14 protein-coding genes and 1 pseudogene are annotated in these 15695 nt (G+C 60.2%); 9 read left to right on the top strand and 6 right to left on the bottom strand.

The window, feature by feature from the left end; translation table 11 throughout:
* Positions 1 to 40 precede the first annotated feature (40 nt).
* From HMPREF3160_RS01820 to HMPREF3160_RS01805, 4 genes are read left to right on the top strand one after another with little or no spacing between them, the layout of a single operon-like run.
* A complete protein-coding gene (locus HMPREF3160_RS01820; RefSeq protein ID WP_070506716.1) occupies positions 41 to 361 on the top strand; it encodes a 2Fe-2S iron-sulfur cluster-binding protein in 321 nt (106 codons plus the stop codon).
* A gap of 35 nt (positions 362 to 396) precedes the next feature.
* Positions 397 to 1668, top strand: coding sequence for an NAD(P)/FAD-dependent oxidoreductase (locus tag HMPREF3160_RS01815; protein ID WP_070506714.1), 1272 nt, complete (start codon positions 397 to 399; stop codon positions 1666 to 1668).
* 11 nt (positions 1669 to 1679) lie between these two features.
* Complete coding sequence (locus HMPREF3160_RS01810; RefSeq protein ID WP_070506711.1) at positions 1680 to 2414, top strand: HD domain-containing protein; 735 nt, start codon at positions 1680 to 1682, stop codon at positions 2412 to 2414.
* A complete protein-coding gene (locus tag HMPREF3160_RS01805; protein WP_070506709.1) occupies positions 2411 to 3925 on the top strand; it encodes an aldehyde dehydrogenase family protein in 1515 nt (504 codons plus the stop codon). Before HMPREF3160_RS01810 ends, HMPREF3160_RS01805 begins: the two co-directional genes overlap by 4 nt.
* 120 nt (positions 3926 to 4045) lie before the next feature.
* Here the strand turns inward: HMPREF3160_RS01805 and HMPREF3160_RS01800 are convergent, their stop codons facing one another.
* Positions 4046 to 4732 carry a DUF2848 domain-containing protein gene (locus HMPREF3160_RS01800; protein WP_070506706.1) on the bottom strand — a complete coding sequence of 229 codons (687 nt, stop codon included), beginning with the start codon at positions 4730 to 4732 and terminating at the stop codon, positions 4046 to 4048.
* 120 nt (positions 4733 to 4852) lie between these two features.
* Between HMPREF3160_RS01800 and HMPREF3160_RS01795 the strand changes: the two genes are divergently transcribed.
* Entirely contained in the window at positions 4853 to 6220 is a 1368-nt protein-coding gene (locus HMPREF3160_RS01795; RefSeq protein ID WP_070506704.1) for an MFS transporter, read from the top strand.
* A gap of 37 nt (positions 6221 to 6257) precedes the next feature.
* Here HMPREF3160_RS01795 and HMPREF3160_RS01790 read toward each other — a convergent pair whose 3' ends face one another.
* Entirely contained in the window at positions 6258 to 6926 is a 669-nt protein-coding gene (locus HMPREF3160_RS01790; protein ID WP_070506701.1) for a GntR family transcriptional regulator, read from the bottom strand.
* A 113-nt stretch (positions 6927 to 7039) separates the two neighbouring features.
* On the opposite strand from HMPREF3160_RS01790, the gene HMPREF3160_RS01785 reads away from it, so the two are divergent.
* Positions 7040 to 7873 carry a carbon-nitrogen hydrolase family protein gene (locus HMPREF3160_RS01785; protein ID WP_070506698.1) on the top strand — a complete coding sequence of 278 codons (834 nt, stop codon included), beginning with the start codon at positions 7040 to 7042 and terminating at the stop codon, positions 7871 to 7873.
* Between the two features lie 82 nt (positions 7874 to 7955).
* Positions 7956 to 8369 (top strand): MmcQ/YjbR family DNA-binding protein, encoded by a 414-nt coding sequence (locus HMPREF3160_RS01780; RefSeq protein ID WP_070506696.1) that lies wholly within the window; start codon positions 7956 to 7958, stop codon positions 8367 to 8369.
* Between the two features lie 55 nt (positions 8370 to 8424).
* On the opposite strand, the gene HMPREF3160_RS01775 is transcribed toward HMPREF3160_RS01780, so the two are convergent.
* The 4 genes from HMPREF3160_RS01775 to HMPREF3160_RS01760 all read right to left on the bottom strand — a co-directional run bounded on the left by HMPREF3160_RS01775 (position 8425) and on the right by HMPREF3160_RS01760 (position 13016).
* Positions 8425 to 9090, bottom strand: a complete 666-nt coding sequence (locus HMPREF3160_RS01775) for a metalloregulator ArsR/SmtB family transcription factor (RefSeq protein ID WP_070506693.1) — start codon at positions 9088 to 9090, stop codon at positions 8425 to 8427.
* Between the two features lie 46 nt (positions 9091 to 9136).
* Entirely contained in the window at positions 9137 to 10396 is a 1260-nt protein-coding gene (locus tag HMPREF3160_RS01770) for an MFS transporter (protein WP_070506690.1), read from the bottom strand.
* Positions 10397 to 10780: 384 nt separating this feature from the next.
* Positions 10781 to 12112, bottom strand: a complete 1332-nt coding sequence (locus HMPREF3160_RS01765; RefSeq protein WP_070506688.1) for a Fic family protein — start codon at positions 12110 to 12112, stop codon at positions 10781 to 10783.
* A 238-nt stretch (positions 12113 to 12350) separates the two neighbouring features.
* Positions 12351 to 13016, bottom strand: coding sequence for an NAD(P)H-binding protein (locus HMPREF3160_RS01760; protein WP_070506686.1), 666 nt, complete (start codon positions 13014 to 13016; stop codon positions 12351 to 12353).
* 195 nt (positions 13017 to 13211) lie between these two features.
* Here HMPREF3160_RS01760 and HMPREF3160_RS01755 point away from each other — a divergent pair.
* Both HMPREF3160_RS01755 and HMPREF3160_RS01745 read left to right on the top strand, forming a co-directional pair.
* Positions 13212 to 13889: pseudogene (locus HMPREF3160_RS01755) on the top strand (type I restriction-modification system subunit M); the annotation flags it as partial.
* A 408-nt stretch (positions 13890 to 14297) separates the two neighbouring features.
* Positions 14298 to 15605, top strand: a complete 1308-nt coding sequence (locus HMPREF3160_RS01745) for an ISL3 family transposase (protein ID WP_070506683.1) — start codon at positions 14298 to 14300, stop codon at positions 15603 to 15605.
* Positions 15606 to 15695 lie beyond the last annotated feature (90 nt).

Here is a 15695-nt window from a genome sequence, read left to right as displayed (position 1 = left end):
ACTTACTCCCACTGTTCTTATCTCAAGGAAGGACACCGCAATGAGCAACGTAGTTTTCACTGACGCTTCCGGCGTGGAACGCACCGCGACCGCTCAAGCCGGCGATTCAGTCATGCAGACCGCAAAACGCAACGGTATCCCCGGCATCACCGCCGAATGCGGCGGCGCGCTCTCGTGCGCGACCTGCCACGTATTCGTCGATGAACGCAGCCAAGACGCGTTCGAACCCATGGAAGAGCTGGAAGACGAAATGCTGTGGGGCACCTCCGAAGACCGGGAAGACAACTCCCGCCTCTCTTGCCAGCTACCTGCCGACGCCGCCGAGACCATCTACGTCACCACCCCGGCCACCCAGGTCTAGGCGTTAGCCGACCGCAAAGAATCTAGGACATACACATGAAAACGGATGTGCTGATCATCGGAGCCTCCCAGGCGGGGGTGCAGTTGGCCATTTCGCTACGCGAAGATGGCTTTACCGGCACCATCACCATGGTGGGCGAAGAAAACCACCGCCCCTACCAGCGCCCCGCGCTATCCAAAGAGTTCCTGGCCGGGGAAATCGAATCAGAGCAACTGATTTTCCGCAGCAATGACTTCTGGGATGAGCAACGCATCACCCTGCTCAAGAACACACGGATCACCGAAGTGGACGGCGCAGCCAAGACCGCCACGACCGATGCGGGAGAAGAGATCCACTACGGCCGGCTCGTTTTGGCTACAGGTGCACGCGCTCGCCGTTTGGCCGCGCCAGGGCTGGAATCCAACCCGGCAGGTGTGCACTACCTCCGCACCGCTGATGACGCTTTGGAATTGAAGGCTGTTGTGCCTGATGCTCAGAACGTCGTGGTGACCGGTGGCGGGTTCATCGGCCTGGAGGCAGCGTGTTCGCTGCACGGAATGGGTAAGGCAGTGACCGTGGTTGAGGCTGGGCCTCGTCTTGTGGGCCGGGCGGTTTCGGCTGAAGTCGCGGAGCTGTTCCTTGAAAAGCACCGTGAGCGTGGCCTTGATATCCGGTTGGAAACCGGGCTTGACTCCGTTGAAGTCGATGAGCAAACCAATAAGATCACCGCGGTGATCCTCAGCGACGGAAGCCGAATCCCGGCTGACCTGTTACTGGTCGGCATCGGAGTTATCCCCAACACCGAGCTTGCAGAACAGCTCGGATTGAAGGTAGACGACGGCATTGTGGTGGACGAATACGCCCGCACCTCTGACGGCCACACCTTGGCGGTGGGGGACTGCACCATCATGCCTAACCCGCTGCCGGACCACCTGAAAGCGCCGTCCGTGCACGGCACCCCGGCGAGCGACCAGGTGCGGATCGAGTCAGTCAACCACGCCATCGAACAGGCTAAGACCGCGTCCCAGACCGTTCTCGGCCGCCACGTCCGCTACGAATCAGTGCCGTGGTTCTGGTCCAACCAGGCAGATCTACGGCTACAGATCGCGGGTCTGAAAGACGGCTACACCGACACCGTGACGCGCTCGGTACCGGAGAAGAACAAACACACCGTGCTGTATTACCGCGACGGCAAGATACTGGCCGCCGACTGCATCAACGCGCCTCTAGATTTCATGGCTGTCCGGCAGGCCCTGACCGTAGGGAAGAACATTCCAGCGGATGAGGCCGCGGACCCGAACACCATGCTGAAGAAAGTGATTGGCTAAGGAGAGCCTCCATGACGTCCACGCAAGAAACCACCGCGGAAGCGGACCCGCGGGCCGAGGCCTTCGCGGCAGCCTACCCGGTCCGGCCTATCCCTACCGAGCAGCCCATCAACACTGACCCGATCTCCTGCCCGCTCAGCGCAGAAGCAGAGGCGGAGCTGGCTAAGTACAACCCGATCTGGGAAAGGATTGTCCCGGAATCCCGCACCCGCGGCAACGACATTCACTTGCCGATCTCGCTACGTTTCGCTCAACGCTTGTGCGACGCCTACCCGGAGGCGGACCGCGACCTGGTGATGATCTCGGTGATTCTGCACGACACCGGGTGGGCACATGTTGATGAGTCCCGTATCTTGTCCGAAGGTTTCGGCGACAACTGGCGTAAAGCGGCCATCCGCTTCGAGCACGAAGAACAGGGTTGCAACGTGGCCCAGCGAGTTCTGGGGGAGTTGGATTACTCGGAAGAGTTCATCGAGAAGGTTTGCGAGATCATCGATGGGCATGACACCCGCCCGGTCGCTTACAGCCTGGAAGATGCGTTGATGCGCGATTCCGACCGGTTGTGGCGCTTCGACCACGCGGGTATCTCGCTTGCGGCTTCCTGGTTTGGTCAGGACCCGGCCTGGTACACGGACCGTTTGACGGTCGAGATCATCCCGGAGTTACTCACCCAGGCTGGCTACGAGATGGGCACCACTGATTTGGCTCGCAGCAAGGAGCTACTGCAGACGGGGATTCTGCGATGAGCACTCTCAACCTGGAAAACAGTCCTCGCACGGTGCGGACTGAACTGGATATTCCATACCGGCATGTGGACACACACTTTATCGGTGGCCAGTGGGTTCAGGCGCACGCGAGCGAGCGTGCGGATGTGGTGGATCCTGCAACCGGTCAAGTGTGGGGTTCTGTCCCGCGAGGTAACGATGATGACCTGAACGCGGCCGTGGCCGCCGCGAAGGATGCGTTCGATGCCGGCGCTTGGTCCGGGCTTGAGGCCGCTGAACGCGCACAGTATCTGAACCGGATTGCGGATGAGATTGAAGCGCGGGCCGATATCTTGTCATGGACTAACTCGCTAGAGAACGGTTCCCCGGTCGCAGAGACTGCTGGTGCCGCGGCGAACGCGGCCGGTATTTTCCGGTATTTCGCGACCCTGGCGCACGTTATCGATGAGGAGGACGTGCGCCCAGCTCCTCGGGGTGGGTTTTCCTCGACCGTGAAGCGGGACCCGGTTGGGGTGTGCGCGTTGATCGCGCCGTGGAACTTCCCGATCAACCTGGTTGTTATCAAGCTGGCGCCAGCTTTGTTGGCTGGCTGCACTGTGGTTATCAAGCCCGCCTCGCCTACGCCGGTGTCTATCCGCATCGTCATGGATGCCATCGCAGCTGCAGGGGTGCCGGCCGGTATGGTGAATATGGTGACGGGGTCCGGCCAGATGGGCGACAAGCTGGTTCGGCATCCGGACGTGGCGAAGGTCGCGTTCACGGGGTCTACTCCAGTGGGCCGGAAGATCGCGGCGGCGTGTGGCGAGTTGTTGCGGCCAGTCACGCTTGAGTTGGGCGGTAAGTCTTCGGCTGTGATTCTGCCGGATGTTGATGTGGAGGTTCTGCGCGCTAACCTAGTGCGGTCCTGCCTGAGGAATACGGGGCAGACGTGCTACATTTCCACGCGGTTGATCGTTCCTACGTCACGGTACGAGGAGATCGTGCAACTAGTGGCTGAGGAGATCAGCGGGGCAGCCCAGGGGGATCCGTTGGCGGAGGCGACGGTGTTTGGGCCGTGCGCTACGGAGTCTCAATACAACACCGTGTTGGAGTACATCGATTCGGCTAAAGCCGAGGGTGCGCGATGCGTGACGGGCGGTGAGCCGGCCGACCTTGCTGGGGAGCTGGGGCAGGGTTTCTTTGTGAAACCAACCGTTTTCGCGGACGTCACACCGGACATGCGGATTGCACGGGAAGAGATTTTCGGCCCGGTGATCTCGATGATCAAGTACGACGACAGCTCGGGTGTTGAAGAGGCGATCGCGATTGCTAACAACACTGAGTTCGGTCTGGGCGGCATCGTTTTCACGGCCGACGAGGAGGCGGGCAGAGCGGTTGCCGAGAAGATCGACTCAGGGTCGGTTGGTGTGAACTTCTTCGCATCGAACCATGCGGCACCGTTCGGTGGCCGGCACGATTCCGGTATGGGTGTCGAGTACGGTCCGGAAGGGCTCCACGCATACCTGTCCTATAAATCGATCCACCACCGGTAAACCGCTATCCACGCAACAGTTCCGGGTGGACTGTACTCAGCGGAATTCAGAGGAAGCGCCGGTAGCTAGCAGTGCTAGCTACCGGCGCTTCCGCTGTTGCACTACGAGCGGGGCGGCGTTTTACCCGATCGGTTCTGGCATTGGCTTGACGGTGTATGCCAGGTCGATGCTGTCTCCAGTGTCCCGGTTGGTCATGACCACGCGCCATTTGTTGGCGAACTGGTTGACTTCACCGTTCATTGGGATGGTGCCGGAGATCAGGATGGTGCCTTCTTCGGCATCACCGCGCTCGGTGAGCTTTTCGATCCAGTATTTAGGTGGCAGAAGTTCAGCCAAAGTGCCGTTTTGAATCTGCTGCTCGCTCCCGTCGGAGTCGGTCACGAATGCTTCAAGCCGGATGGAATCGAGGTTTTCCTCAACGTCCTTCAAGCGCCACGCCTTCTTGCCCAACACATCCGGTGACGCGTTCTTGCTCCAGGCAACGCCGTGTTCTTCAAGCGCACGGTCCGTGTGATCGCATGCCACGGTGAGCAAGATGTCGTTAGCTGTAAAAATGATGGCCCATTCAGCCTCGCCGGAGGTCTTGTTGTGTTGAACGTCGACTAGCTCAGTCTGCTGCGCAAGATATGGCGACACCGGGTAAAGAGACGGAATGGTAGTTGGGGCGGGCACACCGAGCTCGGCCAGTTCATCGATGTGGGCCTGGACGTCTTCTTGATTGCGGCCAGCATAGCCAGCGTTGAGGAGCTTCTGGACAGTGATTGTTTCGGTTGATCCGTCAGGTAGTTCGAAGCTGAGCGTCGTCATTTTGGCGTGTCCTTTCGAGCGTTCTCACATGCGTCGCCGAGGTCAGGTTTTCAGAATGCATTCTTGTATACAACTTGTATATAATCAACGATACCTGTGATCTGCCTCACGAGTGAAAGGGTGTTCGAAGTGAGCTCGGCGCCTAGTTCGGCCAACGCAAAGCCGGAAGTTTCAAAGAAAGATTTATACAAAGCCTTTACCGCGAGTCTGAGCGGTACCACGCTTGAGTGGTACGACTTCGCGATCTATTCAGCGGCAGCGGCAATCGTATTTCCGCAACTGTTCTTCCCAACCGATGACCCAATGACCGGCGTCCTGCTGGCGTTCTCCACCTACGCGGTGGGCTACATTTCGCGTCCGGTTGGCGGTATCGTGTTTGGCCGCCTCGGGGACCGGGTCGGGCGCAAGAACATCCTGGTGTGGACGCTCATCTTGATCGGTATCGCGACTGTCCTCATCGGTCTTTTGCCAACCTACGCACAGATCGGTGTTATTGCGCCGATCATCCTGGTCTTGCTGCGATTCGCGCAAGGCGTTGGGGTAGGCGGCGAATGGGGCGGAGCCGTCTTGCTCTCCGGCGAATACGGAGAACCTGAACGCCGCGGCTTCTGGTCTTCCGCTGCACAGATTGGCCCTCCTGCGGGCAACCTGCTCGCTAACGGTGCCTTCGCGCTGCTCTCCCTGGCCCTCACGAACGATCAGTTCATGGCGTGGGGCTGGCGTGTAGCGTTCCTCGTGTCTGCAGTTCTGGTTGCTTTCGGTTTGTGGATTCGCCTCAAGCTGGAGGACACCCCGGTCTTCCGCGCCGTCGAGGAATCCGGTGACAAGCCAGAGAAGCCGATTACCGAGCTTCTGAAGTCCGAACCTAAACAGCTTCTTTCCGCGATCCTTTCGCGCATCGGCCCAGACGTCACCTACGCGTTGTTCACGGTATTCACACTCGCATACGGCACGTTGGTCTTGGATCTTGAACGCACGATGGTGCTCTCAGCGGTCATGATCGGTTCGGTTTTCCAGTTGGTGTGTATTCCACTGGCAGGGCACATCTCCGACAAGATCAATCGTCGCTGGGTTTATGGAGCATCAGCCGTAGCCGCGGCAGTGTGGGGATTCACCTTCTTCTTGTTGCTACACACCAACCCGACGTTCTGGATGTACGTTGGAATCCCGATCGGGCTGTTCTTCCACTCGTTCATGTACGGGCCGCAGGCTGCGTTTGTGATTGAGCAGTTCCATCCGCGTCTGCGTTACACTGGCGCGTCCCTCGCGTACACGATCGCAGGAGTATTGGGCGGAGCGATTGCGCCAGCAATGTTCACACTGTTGTTGGATAAGACCGGGACGTGGGTATTCGTGGCCGTATACCTTGCGGTTGCTTGCTCAATCACCATTATTGGTTTGGTGATGGGCCGCGACAACAATGTGGAAGAGGACTACGAATACCTCGAGTCCATCCATAAGACTCGTCCGGTCCTTGCCGCAGACTAACGAATAGGTGCGATTCCGCGGTCCGTGGTCTGACCTGTTACCAGGCGAATCTTTTGCCTTGTTCGATCTGGCTGAGGAGGATGTCCCGGGTGATTGTGATGTGGTCACGGACTGCGGTTACTGCGGCATCGGCGTCGCCGGCATCCAGCGCATCGAAGATAGCGTGGTGCTCCCGAAGAACCTGCTGGAAACGCCCTTCGTTCATGGTTGCGCTGATACCAAACCGTACGTGATTGACACGCAGTTTCTGATACATCTGGGACATCACCGCGTTGTCTGCGGCATTGACGAGGGCAGCATGGAAAGCCTGATCGACGGAGATGAACTCTTTGGGGCTCGCAGTGGCGATATCGAGGGCTTCTTGTTCCTCCAAGAGTGTTCTCATGGCGGAACGAGGAACTGTTCCAGCGGCGATGGTGGCGCGGGCGCAGTGCTCCTCGATAAGGAGCCGCATCGCGAACGTATCGCGAACATTCTTCGCCGTAGCTGGTGGGACGTAAGCGCCGCGGTGGGGAATGAGCTCGACTAACTCATCGGCGGCGAGCATGATGAGAGCCTCGCGAATGGGAGTTCGTGAAAGTCCTAAACGTTCCACCAAAGTTGCCTCGGTGAGAAACGTTCCCTGCACTGCAGGGTCAGTAAGGACAAGCTCCCGCAAGCGCTCATATGCGGCGATGCGGGCCGCAGGACCAACAAGTTTAGCCATAAATTCAACCCTAGCCTCTAGCTATTTAGTTGTTCATTGCGAAGCGACGTTTGTGTCGAAGAGCCACGGCGCGACATTCGGCAGAGGGCAGTGGGGTAGAGGAAGGAAGTTCAGTGAAGGTAGCAATCGCTCAGATCAATTCGAGCTCGGATAAGCAGAAGAACCTGGACCTGATTCAACATAACGTTGCGGACGCCGCTGAGAAGGGGGCGCGGCTGGTGGTGTTCCCGGAGGCGACGATGGTCCCGTTCGGGTCCAAACTGTCTGATTATGCGGAGGAGCTGGACGGCCCATTTGCTCAGCGTGTGCGTGAGCTGGCGGCTGAAGCTGGCGTGGTGGTAGCTATGGGAATGTTCCGCCCAGGTCAGGGCGGACGGGTCGTTAATACGTTGCTGGTCACGGGAGCCGATGGTGCAGGTGAACGTGTCGAAGCTCATTATGACAAGATCCACCTCTTTGATGCTTTCGGTCACAAGGAATCTGATGCTGTAGATCCGGGGGAAGATCTTGTTGCGGTGAACATCGACGGCGTCACCGTAGGTTTGACGATTTGCTATGACTTGCGGTTCCCGGCTCTGTACACCTCGCTGGCGCGAGCCGGCGCAGACGTCATTATCAGCTCAATCTCGTGGGGTTCAGGCGAAGGCAAGGTTGAGCAGCTTCAGCTGTTGGGCCGTGCGCGGGCCTTGGATGCGACGGCATTTGTGGTCGGGTGCGACCAGGCTGATACTGCAGTTACGGGCGCCGAGTCGTATGAAGGTTCACCGAACGGTGTGGGGCATTCGTTCGTGGTCGGACCGGATGGCAACATGATCGCTTCGGCAGGAAGTGGTGTTGAGCTTCTTGTGGTGGACCTTGACCTGGATGCTGTAGCGCCAGCGCGCGAAGAGTTGCCGGTGTTGCAGAACTCCCGCTTGGAAGGTGAGAACCGCGTCCGCGTGATGTGACTGACGCCTGCGCACTGTCGAAGCGGCGGCGCGATCGGCGCGTACGATCGTGCACATACGAAGCGAGAGAAAAGCGGATCCGATGGACGGGAAGACTCTGCAACAGCACGCCACAGACCGCACGCAGGAATTGCCCGGCACTGGGCTGACTCACCCGTTCGGCCCTGACTGGGACGTCTACAAGGCGCGCGGCAAGGTGTTCATGCTGCTCACCGATATTACCGGCGAGCCGATCGTGATTTTGAAGGCGGACCCCGCCGACAGCATGGCTCTGCGGCAAGCGCACGAGAGCATCACTCCCGGGTACCACATGAACAAGAAGCACTGGATCACCCTGCATCCCGGTGAGGACATCTCGAAACAGCTCATCGATGACCTGGTCACCGAGTCCTATCTGCTCGTCGTGGAAGGACTGCCGCGCGCGAAGCGTCCCGTGAACCCCGAGACATTCGGGAAGACCCCGCCGGAAACGGTCGCCCTTTTCAACCGTCGTTGATACCCCGTGCTAGACGTCAAGCAGGGCGGCGAAGCGGCCGGTGTCGGCTCCGTTCTCAAGCGATGTTGAGAATGATGTCTTTGTTCGCTCTCCACTCGATGATGCCCTCATCCATCGCTTTCGCGTCGATGCCACGCTCACGCAACCATACGGCGGCTTCCCGTGCGAATCTGCACAGTTCTCCCCGGCAGTACAGCACGACTTCGGAACCCGGCGGAATCTCGGTGTAGCGCTCCTCGATCTCGTCCAACGGAATCGATACAGCGCCGGGAAAGTGTGCTGTTTCGTACTCATCTGCCGGGCGCACATCAACTACGAACATGTCCGAGGTGACGGCAGCGGGGTCGATGGTGGGGCTTTGCGCTCGTGGCTCACCCATGTACGTCTGTAGTGTGGCTTGTAGCTTCGGGTTGTGCGCGAGCGCGACCCTCTTCGCAGCCGTGTAGAGCTCGGCCACGTCGTCACCGGCGAGTCGATAATAGATGCTGGTGCGTTGGCGACGAGTCAGCACAAGCCCGGCACGCTTCAGCGTCTGCAGATGTGCAGAGGTTGTTGTGATCGCCATGCCGGTCATGCGCGCGAGGTCTTCAACGGCATGCTCGTTCTGTGCCATAAGTTCAAGCAGTTCTAAGCGTCTGCCGTTGGCGACCGCTTTCATTACTTCGGCGAATACATCGAACACGTCGGCTCTGCTCAGCCCAGAGATATTCTCCTTTTTCATGGAATGAGGGTAACAGTTTCGTGGTGGGGAGCGGTGAGCTTCTGTCTCAGCGCTGTTTGTTCCGTGCCCAGAAGAGCACAGGGACCAGGACGATAGCGAGGATACCGCCGCCAATGGACAGCACCTGGTAGCTCGTGGCGTGCATGACGGCCCCAGATACCATCCCGCCGCCAGCGCCGGCGAGCGCCATGAGCACATCGATGGTGCCCTGTGTCTTGGGTCGATTCTGCGGCACTGTTGCATCGACCACGAGCGCTGTGCCTGCGACTAGACCGAAGTTCCATCCGAGGCCGAGCAGTATGAGCGCGAGGATCAACAGTCCGAGAGAATCGGCAGGAGCAAGTGTTGCCAGGAGCCCGGCGAACAGTAGTGTGACTCCGGAGGCGATCACCATCGGGGTGCGGCCGAGTTTATCAACGAGGGCGCCGGTGACTAGAGAGGGTAGCCACATCGCACCGATATGGAGTCCGATCACGAGACCAACCGCGCCAATTTCGTGGTTATGGGCTCGCATGTGCACCGGAGTCATCGTCATAATCGCGACCATGACGATATGCGTGAGCACCATCACCGTCGCGCCGACGTATGCGTTCACCCCGACTTTCGGTATTGTCGTGGCCTGATCAGCCTGGGCGGCTTGGGCTGTTTCGTGTTCGGCTATGTCTCGTGCAAGCAGGTAGGGGTCGGGCCGGAGGAACGCGAACAGGAAGATGCCAGCCGCGGTATAGGCAACCGCCGCTAGGATGAACGGACCCGCCAGAGTTGGCACACCTACTGTGTCAGCAAAAGCGCCCATTGGCTCGATGAGGTTCGGGCCGGCGACGGCGCCGATCGTGGTGGCTACCATCGCCATGCTCGCTCCGAACCCGCGCCTGTTGGGCAGTGCCAGGTCTGTGCCAGCATAGCGGGCTTGCAGGTTCGTCGCGGTGCCTGAGCCGTAGACAAACAATGCACCGAACAGTAGTGGGACGTTATCTGCGATTGCGGCGATCACGACGCCGAGAGCGCCGATCCCGCCGGCGATGAACCCGTAGGCCAAGCCCAATCGGCGACCGAATCTCTGTGTGGAGCGGCCCACAAGGTAGGCGGCGAGGGCAGAGCCCAGCGTGAACATGCCAGTTGGCAATCCGGAGAGGGCATCGGAGCCGAGCATGTCTTGAGCAAGCAGCGCCCCGACAGAGATACCAGCAGCCAGGCCAGCACCCCCAAGGATCTGGCTCAGGATTACAACTGTGAGTGTGCGTTTGTGCACGCGGGCGCGTTCGTGCTCACTGACCGGTGCGTCTAGTTTGGAATCGGTATTCATTCGTTCTCTTTCGCGAAGAGTGACGGGAGCGGTTGCATGGTCTTCGAGGACCACGATGTTTTGTCCCAGAAGAAGGAGCAATAGCAGTTCGTATTCCAATTATCCATGGAATATGACACTATACGACTTCTGTGCCGTACGCAAAAGGCAGGACTGCGAGTGGCACCCCATGCATAAAGCCGCCACGATCGCGGCCAATACCTTCGTGACAGTCGGCTGTCCATGGGCCAGTTGGAGGGGCAGTCGTTGAGAACGGCCGCCCGCAGGTGGTGGCGACGCTGATAACGTTCCGCTCCACGATGACCATGGAGTATAGCTTCTCTGCTAAGCGTCGGGTTGTTCGTACCCCCGAGAACAAGCAACTTTCACGCTAACCCTCGAGGTCTAGGCTTCATGTCTGCCCGGTACAGGTCGGTTCGGTGCGCTGATGCGGGTGTCGAACCGGGTGCTCGCCCATTTACGTTGGGTTGCGTTCAGCAGCTCGAAAATGTCGTTGCAGACGAAACCGCGTTTGCCCTTGCCAACGCTGCGCCGCTCTAGGACGCCGGCCTCAGCAAGGTATTCAAGGGCGTTTTGTGCCGAGGTGCCGCTGGTTCCGGTTAGATGAGCCGCCACATCGACGGTTAAAGCAGGCAACTTCGGCAGAACATCAAGCATCTTCCATACAGTTGAGTCGCTGCGCGGAATACGCGTGCCGGTCTGCTCGGCATGGGCCGCGACCATATCTCGGGCGTCACGTTCGAACTCGTCGAGCTCATCTCTGAGTTCAGAGGCGAGATCCACAGCGTCATCAGCGGCGGCGATGAACGTCCGCAGCCACGCGTTGATACCTTCGCTGACGCTGAGCTCGCGGACCGGTTCAGCATCTGATGCGAGTTCGGCGCCGTTCGGGATGCCACGGAACGCCATGAGCCCGGCAATGTATTCTTCGGAACGCGTCAGGAGCACCTGGCTGATCGGCAGGACGGAGCCTTCTGTGAGGCCGCCACGGACAAGCACGGTGTGGATGAGGGCACGACCGATGCGCCCATTACCGTCAGCGAAAGGGTGCAGAGTTTCGAACTGCGCATGAACCAGCCCGGCCTGGATCAGGGACCCCACGGCGGCGCCGTTCATGAACTCCACCAGGTCCTCAACCGCGGGAACTAGCGCGTCTTCGCTGGGCGGAATGAACTCGGCTTGGCCCGGGTGGAACTCGCTCCCGCCAACCCAGTTTTGTCTGTCACGAATGCCTGAGGCGCCCAGGTGGGGTAGCAGTTCTGTCTGTAGCGCTTCGATGTCGGCCCACGTGACATTTTCGGCTGTCCCGAGACGTTCAACGGCGCTGGTGAGGGCCGCGATGTTGGCGGCGACTTCTGCCGCTACTGATGGATGCCCCGCGTCGGGGGCGCCCTTCGTCCCGCGTTCTAGTTGTTTGAGCTCTTCAAACACGATGTTCTTCGGGTTAGAACGCAGTCCCTCTATGTAGGAGCTTGAGACTGCTTCGGTGCGCAGAAGGTGGCGGGACACGGCTTCGAGTTTGCCTGCGGCGTCGTGAAACTTCAGGTTTCGGATGCGACGTTCCACGCGACCGGCTTCGGCTGCTATTGCCGGGTCGATGCGCCACTCAGGTGTGGTGAGTGAGGACGGCTGATACGCCCAGTAGGTTCCGTGCCAACGGTCGCGTGGGCGCCGTGCATTGTCAGAGGGAGTCCATTCCTTAGCTGTCCACGACATAACCACTAGCCTTCCAGCAAGCGGGGTTTCTCTCAAGGATAATGCTTATCCTTTGGCAGATCCGTGTTCTACCCAAGGATAACGCTTATCCTTGGATGTCGCTCCGGCCTAGCCAAGGATTATCAAGATCCTTAAACAACAACGGTGCCGAGCGCCGTCACCTATGTGATCGGCTGCTCGGCACCGCTGTTGCGAACCAGAGCTGTTGTGAACCGGAACTGGCTCAGCAGAAACTAACTCACAGGCTCGCTACTGGGTCTGTCCCGTCCATGAACGCAATGAACCGGTCCTCCGGGAGCTGATCTGCGTCAGCCAGGTGTGCCAACACCTGTGCGACGAGTTCCCGGCTGGTCTCCGTGTTCTCCGGTACACCGCTGTTGGGATCGAAACGCTGCATACCGGCGGGCGCATCCTCATCGGTAAGGAGCCCCGGGCCAACGATCGCGTAGTCCAGGCTGGTGCCTTGCAGGTGCTCGTCGGTGGCACGCTTGGCCAGCACGTAATGGTGGAAGGGGTCTTCCTCATCGATGGGGTGCACGAACGAGGTCGCGAAGCTCACCATCAGGTAGCGCGGCTTGCTAGCGGCGCGGGTGGCCGCATCGATCGATGCGATCGCGGCGTCGCGGTCGATCGCGTAGGTCTGGTCGACACCGTTGCGGCCGCCGTTGCCTGCCGCCCAGATGACGACGTCTTTGTCGCGCAGCAGTTCATCCCACGCGGCGTCGTCGAAGTCGAGCATCTCGGCAATGCGAGGCCGCGCGCCGAGGGCTACGATGTCCGCCTCATACTCGGGCTTCCGGATGAGGGCCTCGACGTTGTGGCCGGCTTTGGTCAGCAACGGCAGGGTGCGTAGGGCAACTCGTCCGTGGCCGCCGATGACAAGGACATTCTTAGATGTACCCATGCCAACAACCCTACGCGCGGGGTCTGGAGCGGAGACCCGGTTGCAAGCCACCGCTTCGTATCGCCGCGAGCACGCGCCCCGCACTCTCGTCCCACCACCGCGCGCCCCACCACGTCGGCCGCCGCACGCTGGCATATCCTGTCAGAAAGCTTTCTTTTGGCTTCCATTCGCGTGCCTGGGTTTTGAGGGGTTGTTGTGGGTTCTTTGTCGCGTGAGGTTCAGCGGGATCGTTTGCACCGGACTATTTGGGAGGTAGCGAACGAGCTCCGCGGCGCGGTGGACGGCTGGGACTTCAAGAGCTATGTGCTCGGCATGCTGTTCTATCGCTTCATTTCGGAGAACCTCGCTACCTTCATCGAGAAGAACGAGGGCGAAGGGTTCAGCTACGCGGACCTCACTGATGAGCAGGCTGAACCGATCCGCCAAATGATGGTGGATGAGAAGGGCTTCTTCATCCTCCCGTCGCAGCTGTTCGTGAACGTGCGCAAGCGGGCGGCGCAGGATGAGAACCTGAACGAGACCCTGGAGAAGGTCTTCCAGAACATCGAGGGTTCGTCGGTGGGGCATGCGAGCGAGGACGACCTCAAGGGTCTGTTCGATGATCTTGATGTGAACTCGACCCGCTTGGGTAACACGGTGGAGCGCCGTAATGAGAAGCTGCGGAAGTTGCTCAACGCGATCGGTGAGCTGGACATGGGCGAGCAGCACGATGAGGGCATCGACATGTTCGGTGACGCTTACGAGTACCTGATGCAGATGTATGCCTCGCAGGCCGGTAAGTCGGGTGGTGAGTACTACACGCCGCAAGAGGTCAGTGAACTGTTGGCGCGCTTGACGGTGATTGGTAAGGACAGTGTGCAGCGTGTGTATGAAACTTTCATGTCACAACGGATACAAACGCGCGCCAACTACGATTTAGCCGCTTGACTGGTTCACTTCCAGCGAGCGAGGGTCATGGGCCGATCTTCCGGGAAACGAAGAGCTTGCGGTAATGGGGATCCCCGTCTTTACGCGGGTAATAGTGCCAGCCAATTCCTACCCAAAACTCGTCAGCGCCTTCGGAGAAAGCGATCAAGGGGTAACCTGCGTAGTGGCTGATCAGATGCCTTGCAAGCTCAGCCCCATAGTGCTGTCGGCGAAGGTCATGACGGATTTCAAAGAACCAGATCGGCTCTTCGCGAACGAGGGTGTAGTCGGGTGAGCGCGTCGGTGGCCGGGTAGGGGTCGAGGTCTCCCGGATGATGGAAGTTCTTCACGCTCGCCATCCCGAAAGACCTCGACGTGCTCCACTCTACTTTCGCGACCCCTGACCTGACCACGTTCTGCCGCCTGGATGAACTCGGACTCGAAGCGGTCGGCCAGCTGATCGAGCGGGACCGGGCGATGATCGAGTGTCGGCCGGTCGAGGTGGACCCCTGGTGTCGGAAGTGCGGGGCGGAGGGCGTGTCGCGGGACACGGTGACGCGTCGACTCGCGCATGAGCCGTTCGGGCATAGGCCGACAACGCTTCTGGTCCGGGTCCGCCGCTACCGGTGCGCGCACTGCCGACGGACGTGGCGGCAGGACATGACTCGCGCCGCCGCGCCACGAGCGAAGATCTCCCGCCTTGGCGTGGAGTGGGCGCTGCGGGGCATCGTCATCGACCACCTCACCGTGACCCGTGTCGCCGCGGGTCTCGGGGTTTCCTGGAGCGCCGCGAACACTGCGGTGCTCGCGGAGGGCAAGCGTCGACTCATCGACGATCCTGGTCGGTTCGACGGGGTCACCACGATCGGCGTCGACGAGCACGTCTGGCGGCACACCCGCCTCGGTGACAAGTACGTCACCGTGATCATCGACCTCACCCCGGCCCGCGACAAGACCGGCCCCGCGCGGCTGCTGGACATGGTCGAGGGTCGTTCGAAGGCGGTGTTCAAGCAATGGCTCGCGGCGCGCCCACCCGAGTGGAGCAAGCGGATCGAAGTCGTCGCGATGGACGGGGTCGCAGGCTTCAAGACGGCCGCCGCCGAAGAACTCCCCGACGCCGTCCCGGTCATGGACCCCTTCCACGTTGTCCGCCTCGCCGGCGACGCGTTGGACCAGTGCCGACGCCGAGTGCAGCAGGACACGGTCGGGCATCGCGGCCGCGCCGGTGACCCGCTCTACAAAGCGCGCCGCACCCTGCACACCGGCGCGGACCTGCTCACCGAGAAACAGACCGCCCGCCTGGAGGCTGTGTCCGCGATCGAAGAGCACATCGAAGTCGAAGCGACCTGGGGTATCTACCAGCGCATCGTCGCCGCCTACCGGGAACCCGACAAGAAGAAGGCCAAACAGATGATGCACGCCGCGTTCGATGCGATCACCACCGGCGTCCCCGCCGCGCTCGTAGAGATCCGCCGGCTCGGCCGCACCATGGGCCAGCGCGCCACCGACATCCTCGCGTTCTTCGACCGCCCCGGCACATCGAACGGGCCAACAGAGGCGATCAACGGCCGACTCGAACACCTCCGCGGCTCCGCGCTCGGCTTCAGGAACCTCACGAACTACGTCGCGCGCAACCTGCTCGAAGCCGGAGGCTTCAGACCCCACCTACACCCTCGTTCGTGAAGAGCCGAGAAACCCCTCGAGCTGCGTCTCTGCGTAGGCTCAACGTCTAGCTCAAGGGACCGTAGTGCCTCATGTCAAGTTGATCGCGTA

It is taken from the genome of Arthrobacter sp. HMSC06H05, assembly GCF_001807395.1.
Taxonomy (GTDB): Bacteria; Actinomycetota; Actinomycetes; order Actinomycetales; family Micrococcaceae; genus Pseudoglutamicibacter; species Pseudoglutamicibacter albus.
Note: the sequence above shows the minus strand (reverse complement) of the source record. Positions and strands in the feature narration are given on the sequence as shown.

Excerpts from the sequence above, each read along its gene's own strand:
- HMPREF3160_RS01820 (WP_070506716.1), top strand. The coding sequence starts at position 41 with ATGAGCAACGTAGTTTTCACTGACGCTTCCGGCGTGGAACGCACCGCG.
- HMPREF3160_RS01815 (WP_070506714.1), top strand. The coding sequence starts at position 397 with ATGAAAACGGATGTGCTGATCATCGGAGCCTCCCAGGCGGGGGTGCAG.
- HMPREF3160_RS01810 (WP_070506711.1), top strand. The coding sequence starts at position 1,680 with ATGACGTCCACGCAAGAAACCACCGCGGAAGCGGACCCGCGGGCCGAG.
- HMPREF3160_RS01805 (WP_070506709.1), top strand. The coding sequence starts at position 2,411 with ATGAGCACTCTCAACCTGGAAAACAGTCCTCGCACGGTGCGGACTGAA.
- HMPREF3160_RS01800 (WP_070506706.1), bottom strand. The coding sequence starts at position 4,732 with ATGACGACGCTCAGCTTCGAACTACCTGACGGATCAACCGAAACAATC.
- HMPREF3160_RS01790 (WP_070506701.1), bottom strand. The coding sequence starts at position 6,926 with ATGGCTAAACTTGTTGGTCCTGCGGCCCGCATCGCCGCATATGAGCGC.
- HMPREF3160_RS01780 (WP_070506696.1), top strand. The coding sequence starts at position 7,956 with ATGGACGGGAAGACTCTGCAACAGCACGCCACAGACCGCACGCAGGAA.
- HMPREF3160_RS01775 (WP_070506693.1), bottom strand. The coding sequence starts at position 9,090 with ATGAAAAAGGAGAATATCTCTGGGCTGAGCAGAGCCGACGTGTTCGAT.
- HMPREF3160_RS01770 (WP_070506690.1), bottom strand. The coding sequence starts at position 10,396 with ATGAATACCGATTCCAAACTAGACGCACCGGTCAGTGAGCACGAACGC.
- HMPREF3160_RS01765 (WP_070506688.1), bottom strand. The coding sequence starts at position 12,112 with ATGTCGTGGACAGCTAAGGAATGGACTCCCTCTGACAATGCACGGCGC.
- HMPREF3160_RS01760 (WP_070506686.1), bottom strand. The coding sequence starts at position 13,016 with ATGGGTACATCTAAGAATGTCCTTGTCATCGGCGGCCACGGACGAGTT.